Origin of the sequence: Pantoea sp. Cy-640, assembly GCF_011752635.1 — a bacterium.
Lineage (GTDB): Bacteria > Pseudomonadota > Gammaproteobacteria > Enterobacterales > Enterobacteriaceae > Pantoea > Pantoea dispersa.
On record NZ_VWXB01000002.1, the window covers coordinates 681,278 to 688,311 of the forward strand.

Below are 7,034 nucleotides of genomic sequence, written 5' to 3' on the forward strand. Positions count from 1 at the left end.
GTTTTCTGATCGGACCTGCCAGGCCATCAAGTTCCCGGATTGTGCGCCGATAGAGTGATTACAGGGATGCAGGTGCACAGGGCGTGATTCTTTTTCAGTAATAAAGTGTCAACACCAGGAGCGCCGACATGGCCACAACCGTATCTAATAAGAAAAAAATGAGCACCCGCACACAAATGCTGCTGACGGGCGCCTTAACCATCACCCTCGGCTTCGCCGTGACTATCGGCGTGCTCAGCTGGCAGTCCAGCAATGAGCAAAAATCGCTGGCGGAAAGTTACTTACAGCAGATTGCGCAGAGTCAGGCGCTGCAAATCCAGCAAGAGCTGAGTTACGCACGCGATGTCGCACACAACCTCGGCCACAGTCTGATTGCCCTGCCGGCTGCCGGCGTGCAGGACCGCAAAGTGGCCGATAAGCTGCTGGTCTCTGCACTGCGTGATAATCCGGACTATCTCTCTATTTCGGTCATCTTCGAAGAAAACGCATTTGACGGGCGCGATGCTGAGTTTGCCTCTCAGGCTGGCGCGGCACCTAAAGGACGTTACGCCTATTTCGTCGATCGCGACCAGGGCGGCAATTTTGCCCTGCATCCGCTGACCTCAATCTTTACGCCAGGCCAGGGCGATTACTATCTGCTGCCGCAGAAAAGCCAGAAAGATACGCTGATCGAACCTTATAGCTATGCCTATAACGGTGTGCCAACACTGCTGACCTCGGTGGCCGCGCCAATTATCAGCCAGGGCAAACTGTGGGGCGTGGTGACGTCCGATATCTCACTGGCGTCACTGCAGGAAAAAGTGAACAGCATCAAACCGTGGGAAGGCAGCGGTTACGCCATGCTGCTCTCGAGCGCGGGTAATGTGGTGTCTTATCCGGACAAAAGCCAGACCAGCAAAGCCTGGAAGGGCGACACACATAATTTCAGCAGCACGGTCACCGAACAGCATGACGCTATTCTGGGCGAGGATGCGCTGGTAGCCTGGCGGCCGGTGGTGATCGGTAACAGCGATCAGAAATGGTATCTCGGCGTGGTGGCCCCGGTGAGCAAGGTGATGGAAGCGGCGCACCGTCAGCTGATTAACGCGGTGATTTTAATGGTGATCAGTATCCTGGTGGTGTGCGCACTGCTTGGGCTGGTATTTAGTCGCAAAGTGCTGAAGCCGATTGGCGGTGAGCCACTGACCGCAGCCACCATTGCGCTGGCGGTGGCCGATGGCAAACTGGATAACGCCATCCCGCTGAAAGCGCGCGACAGCAGCAGTCTGTTCTTCGCCTTGCACACCATGCAAAACCAGCTGCGCGAAATTGTCGGGCAGATTCAGGATGCCAGCGCGTCGGTGCGCCAGGGCGCGGGTGAAATCGCCAGCGGCAACCTCAACCTCGCGTCACGTACCGAAGAGCAGGCGGCCGCACTGGAACAAACTGCCGCCAGCATGGAACAGATTACTGCGACGGTGAAACACAACGCTGCTAACGCGCATCAGGCGACGACGCTGACCGATAACGCCACGCACATCGCCAGCCGCGGTGAGTCACTGGTGGGCCAGGTAGTGCAGACCATGGCGCAAATCGACGACAGCGCGAAGAAAATCGGCGACATCACCGCCATTATCAACAGCATCGCCTTCCAGACCAACATTCTGGCGCTCAACGCCGCGGTTGAAGCGGCGCGCGCCGGGGAACAGGGACGCGGTTTTGCCGTGGTGGCGTCGGAAGTGCGTAATCTGGCACAGCGCAGCGCCAATGCGGTGAAGGACATCGCTGCGCTGATTGAAGAGTCCGGGCAGCGCGTCGGCAGCGGTGTGCAGCTGGTGCAGGATGCCGGTAAAACCATGCAGGAGATGACGCAGGCGGTAAACTCGGTGCGCACTATTATCGGCGAGATTGTTACCGCGTCAGACGAGCAGGCGCGCGGCATCAGCCAGGTAACGATCGCGGTGAATGAGATGGATGGCACCACCCAGCAGAACGCCGCGCTGGTCCAGCAGATGTCAGCCGCCGCCAGTTCGCTGGAAGACCAGGCGGCACAGCTGGCGCATACCGTGGGACGTTTTCACCTCAGCTGAGGTCGGTGACCGATCGCCGGCACGCCGCGTAAATCAGGACGGTCGCCACATCAGGCGACCGTCTTATTCCTTTCATCCGTTTCGCCGTGACGGCATCATGCGCAGCAACGTATTGTCTTTAATCAGATAATGATGCACCAGCGCGGCCGCCGCGTGCAGACCAATCAGCCAGTAGCCGTATGGCGCGAGGGTTTCGTGCCAGTCGCTCAGCATATCGGCAAAATCCGGATCCAGGCTGGCGCTGACCGGCATCGGAATCGCAAAAATCCACCAGTTACGGCCCATGTAGAAGCGCGAAAGGATGCCGAGTATCGGCAGCACGATAAAGAACAGATAGATCGCCAGATGCATCAGATGCGCCAGTCCGGTTTGCCAGCGTGGCGGCTGGGGTTCGATTTTCGGGCTGCGATGGCGAAAACGCAGCACAATGCGTGACAGCATCAGCAACAGCACACAACTGCCGGCGCTGAAATGTCCGACGATCATGGTGTAGCCTTGCCAGGATCCGCGCGTGAATAAGCCGCGAAACTCCATGGTGCAGTAAGCGGTGGCCACCAGTACCAGCGTCAGCCAGTGAATAAAGATTTGCGCAGGCGCATATTTGTTACGCATAGCCAGTCCGAAAATAAGCGGTGTGGGATGCTTAACATAGCGAAAAACGCGCTGAATTAATTCATTTTTTGCCACATCCCGTCCGGCTTACTGTTCGGCTGTCTGCAACAGCTGACGCAGCAGGGCGGCAAGCTGCTGCTGCTGCCGATCGTCCAGCGTGGCCAGCAGCGCGTTCTGCGTTTGCGTATGCATCTGCAGCGCCTGCTCAATCTTTGCCAGGCCGGCCGGCGTCAGCATCACCAGCGTGCTGCGCTTATCATCGGCATCGGCAACACGCGCAATCAATCCCTCTTCTTCCAGCCGGTTAAGCCGGTTGGTCATGGCACCGGAGGTGACCAGCAGCGATTTGTAGAGCTGCGTGGGCGACAGGCGGTAAGGTGCGCCGGCACGCCGCAGCGTCGCCAGCACATCAAATTCGCCATCGCGAAAACCAAAGGGCGCCAGCGCCTCAGCGCGCTTTTTCGCCAGATGCTTCATCAGGCGCAGCATGCGGCCAAAAATCGCCATGGAAGAGGCGTCCAGCTCCGGCATGGCGCTGGCCCATTGCGCAACGACAAAATCTACGTGGTCAGTCATGTTAATTCTCATCAGTTCACGGCGGGCAATGTGTCGCTTTGTGCGCACCCGCTATCGTTCTTCCGCAAAGTATCTTAACGTTAAGATACTTTGGCGTATGGAGACAGAATGTGAATCGTACCTTACCTGCTATTGGCATGTTTGCTTTACTGGTTTTTGTGGTGGCGCTGAATTTGCGTCCGGTGATGGCGGCCATCGGACCGCTGTTCCTGCAACTGCAGCACGATGCAGGGCTCAGTGCCACGCAGCTGAGCCTGCTGACGACGCTGCCGGTCATTATGATGGGGCTGGCGGCGCTGGCCGGACCGCTGCTGCTGCGCAGGCTGGGTGAAGCGCGCGGCATTACCGCTGGCCTGATAGTGCTGGTGCTCGCGGGTGGCGCGCGTGGCGTTGATCACAGTGCCACCATGCTAACCGCCAGCGCGCTGCTGGCCGGCTGCGGCATCGGGCTGATCCAGGCGCTGATGCCCGCGCTCATCAAACGTCACTTCGCCTCGCGTGCCGGTACGTTAATGGCACTGTTCACCACCGGTATTATGGCCGGAGCTGCAGTGGCCGCAGCCAGCGCCGCACCGCTCGCCAGCCATGCCGGACTGACGATCGCCCTGATGCTGCCGTCGCTACCGGCGCTGATCGCATTGATTCTGTGGCTGCGCCTGCAACCTGTGACCACAAGAGTAAACACGCCACCGGCTGGCGGCGTACACCGCACGCCGCGTGCCTGGCTGTTGATGCTGTTTTTTGGCATCGGCACCGGTGCTTACACGCTGGTGCTGGCGTGGCTACCGCCATTTTACATGCAACACGGCTGGCTGCCGGCGCAGAGTGGCTACGTGCTGGGCGCATTAACCCTGACCGAAGTCGCCGCCGGATTTATGCTCTCCGCACTGATTCATCGCTGCCGCGATCGCCGCTGGCCGCTGCTGCTGGTGCTGGCTTCCATCCTGCTGGGGCTGATCGCACTGCTGTGGCTGGGCGGCGAACGCGCCTGGTTACCGACGCTGCTGCTGGGATTGGGGATTGGTGCGCTGTTTCCGCTATCGCTGATCGTCACGCTTGATCATGCCCGTACGCCGGAAGAAGCCACTGCGCTGCTGTCTTTCGTACAGGGCGGCGGCTATATGCTGGCCGCACTGATGCCGCTGATGGCCGGCATCGTGCGCGACCGCGCGGCATCACTCGACAGCGCGTGGCAAATCATGGCGGCGGGCGTGCTGCTACTGATGCTGATGGCGCTGCGACTCAAACCCCAGCGATAACGGCAGGAAACCATTGTCAGATGGAATACGCTGTTTTATAAACCGTGCAGAGTGAGAGAATCGATAAATCAGGAGCAATGATGTCCCCGCAGGTCGGTGTTGGCGTATTAATTTTCCGCGATGGCAAGCTGTTGCTCGGCCAGCGTAAAGGCAGCCACGGTGCCGGTGACTGGTCGGCGCCGGGCGGCCATCTGGAGTTTGGTGAATCCCCGGAAGCCTGTGCGCGGCGGGAAGTGCTGGAGGAGACCGGTCTACAGCTGCACAGCGTACACAACGGCGCCTTCGTCAGCGATGTGTTTCCGGCGGTCAACCGGCACTATATTACGCTGCTGATGGTGGCGCCGGACGCCAGCGGCGAGCCGCAGCTGCGGGAACCGGATAAGTGCGCAGGCTGGCACTGGTTCGCGCCTGAGGCGCTGCCTGAACCGTTGTTTGCCCCGCTGCAAAGCTGGCTGGCGCGCGACGGTCTGGCGGCACTGCAGGCGCTGGCCCAGCGTAAAGATCGCTAACCGTATTGCTTCATCGAGGCTTCGGCATCTTCTCCGGCCGGGATGCGCATCGGTGCGGCGGGATCGGTCGCGGCACGCCACACGGCAGCGGCAACGTCCTGTGCTTTAGTGGTTGGCTGGGGCTGCTGCATGCCGGCGATGATGCCTTCAAACATCGGCTGGTAAGGCTCGAGCAAGGTGTTTTCCATGCGCGGCCGGGCATTTTTGCCAAAGTCGGTGGTGGGTGCCAGCCCGGGTAATACCAGTCTCACCTGAACATTAAAGGGCTGCAGTTCCAGCGCCAGCGACTCAGTAAAGGCGTTGACTGCCGCTTTGCTGCCGGTATAAACCGCCAGCAGCGGCAGGGATTTCAGCGTCACCGTCGAGGTCACATTGATCACCATGCCACTGTTTTTCGCACGGAACTGCGGGATGACCGCCTGCGTCATGGCGATGGTGCCCAGCGTGTTGGTTTCGAACACTTCCCGCACCGAGGACATCGGCGCGCCTTCCAGCGAGGTTAATAATCCGATGCCGGCATTGTTGACCAGCACATCAATCTCTCCTGCTTCAGCCAGCGTTTGCCTGATGCTGGTGGCATCGGTGACATCCAGTGGCAGCAGGCGCAGATGGGCGGATTCGGGAAACAGTTCGGCGCGCGGGGTGCGCATGGTGGCGATGACTTTCCAGCCGCGCTCCAGAAACCAGAGCGCGGTAGCATGACCAAAACCAGAAGAGCAGCCGGTGATTAAAATGGTTTTCATGGTTCACTCCTGCATTGCGTTGGGTAAGAGCTCACTATAGAGTGCCACTACCGGACTCACTACAACGTACAGTCCTGGTTTCATTTGCAGGAGTCCATTATGATCGATCCGCTCGCCGAAATGGTGTCACTGTTACAGCCCGGGGCGGCTTATTCCAAACGCGCGCGTGCCAATGGATTATGGCGTGTGCAGCGCAGTGAGACCGGCCAGCCGTTTTACTGCGTGGTGCTGGAGGGGCGCACCCGACTGGAAATGAAAGGTCATCCTCCGGTTGCGCTTGAGCAGGGGGATTTTGTCCTGATTCCGGCCGCGTGGGAGTTTTGCATGACCAGCGAGCAGCCACCGGCCGCAGATGCGCCTGATTCTATGCCGGAGATGCTTGCGCCCGGCGAAGTGTGGCTTGGCGATCGGCAGCAGCCAGCCGAGGTTCAGACGCTGATTGGTTACTGCCAGTTTGCCGCACCTGACGCGGGATTGATTGTCTCGTTACTGCCACAGTTTATTCATGTGCGTGGCGCATCGCGTCTGACCACGCTGGTGCAGCTGGTCAGGGATGAGTGCCGTGCACAGCGTCCGGCACGGCAGATCGTGCTGGAACGTTTGCTGGAATTACTGCTGATCGAGGCGCTGCGCGCAATGCCCGCGGCGAATGCATCGCCTGGCGTGATGCGGGGACTGGCCGATGAGCGGCTGGCTGGGGCGATTCGCGCCATCCACGCCAGGCCAGCCCATGGCTGGACGGTGCCCCAGCTGGCGAAACACGCGGCGCTATCGCGCTCGGCGTTTTTCGTACGTTTTCGCGATGCAGTGGGCATGGCGCCGATGGCGTATCTGCTGACGTGGCGCATGGCGCTGGCGAAAAATCTGCTGCGCAGTAGCCGCCTGTCAGTAGCCGACGTGGCTGAACGGGTGGGTTACCGCTCTGCCAGTGCCTTCAGCATCGCTTTCACCCGCTTCACCGGCCAGACGCCAACCGGCTTTGCTGGCGCGGAACGGCGCAGCGGCACCGCAGAAGCTGAGCCAGCAATCGCCCAGGTAAATTAATCACGCCGGGGGCAGCCGCCAGCGTAAAACGGGCCGCCATAAAGCGTGCAATGCCGTTCAGTTTAAAAATCACTCTGTTAATGCCGGTGCGCATCAAGGTACGACCGGGCACATGGGTAACAGATCAGACCGGGCACACAGGTAACACTTTTTGTGGTCAGTCGATCCGGATAATACGCTTTTCTGCCCGGTCATAATACGCAAGGATGAGCCTGTCGAAGA

Annotated in this window: 7 protein-coding genes; 4 read left to right on the top strand and 3 right to left on the bottom strand. The window is 59.7% G+C overall.

What is annotated here, in order from left to right; all coding sequences use genetic code 11:
* Nucleotides 1-128 precede the first annotated feature (128 nt).
* Nucleotides 129-2,069, top strand: coding sequence for a methyl-accepting chemotaxis protein (locus F3J36_RS08765; protein ID WP_021509066.1), 1,941 nt, complete (start codon nucleotides 129-131; stop codon nucleotides 2,067-2,069).
* Between the two features lie 72 nt (nucleotides 2,070-2,141).
* Here the strand turns inward: F3J36_RS08765 and cybB are convergent, their stop codons facing one another.
* A complete protein-coding gene (gene cybB / locus F3J36_RS08770; protein WP_166719469.1) occupies nucleotides 2,142-2,681 on the bottom strand; it encodes a cytochrome b561 in 540 nt (179 codons plus the stop codon).
* An 87-nt stretch (nucleotides 2,682-2,768) separates the two neighbouring features.
* Complete coding sequence (locus F3J36_RS08775) at nucleotides 2,769-3,257, bottom strand: MarR family winged helix-turn-helix transcriptional regulator (RefSeq protein WP_166719470.1); 489 nt, start codon at nucleotides 3,255-3,257, stop codon at nucleotides 2,769-2,771.
* A gap of 110 nt (nucleotides 3,258-3,367) precedes the next feature.
* Here F3J36_RS08775 and F3J36_RS08780 point away from each other — a divergent pair, with 110 nt between their 5' ends.
* Together F3J36_RS08780 and F3J36_RS08785 are read left to right on the top strand one after the other, a co-directional pair.
* Entirely contained in the window at nucleotides 3,368-4,516 is a 1,149-nt protein-coding gene (locus F3J36_RS08780; RefSeq protein WP_371742000.1) for a CynX/NimT family MFS transporter, read from the top strand.
* Between the two features lie 80 nt (nucleotides 4,517-4,596).
* On the top strand, nucleotides 4,597-5,025 hold the full coding sequence (locus F3J36_RS08785) for an NUDIX hydrolase (RefSeq protein ID WP_021509070.1): 429 nt from the start codon (nucleotides 4,597-4,599) through the stop codon (nucleotides 5,023-5,025).
* Here F3J36_RS08785 and F3J36_RS08790 read toward each other — a convergent pair.
* A complete protein-coding gene (locus tag F3J36_RS08790) occupies nucleotides 5,022-5,768 on the bottom strand; it encodes an SDR family oxidoreductase (RefSeq protein WP_166719471.1) in 747 nt (248 codons plus the stop codon). The two genes, F3J36_RS08785 and F3J36_RS08790, sit on opposite strands and share 4 nt — an antisense overlap.
* A 99-nt stretch (nucleotides 5,769-5,867) precedes the next feature.
* Here F3J36_RS08790 and F3J36_RS08795 point away from each other — a divergent pair, with 99 nt between their 5' ends.
* Entirely contained in the window at nucleotides 5,868-6,812 is a 945-nt protein-coding gene (locus F3J36_RS08795; protein ID WP_088517303.1) for an AraC family transcriptional regulator, read from the top strand.
* Nucleotides 6,813-7,034: the final 222 nt, after the last annotated feature.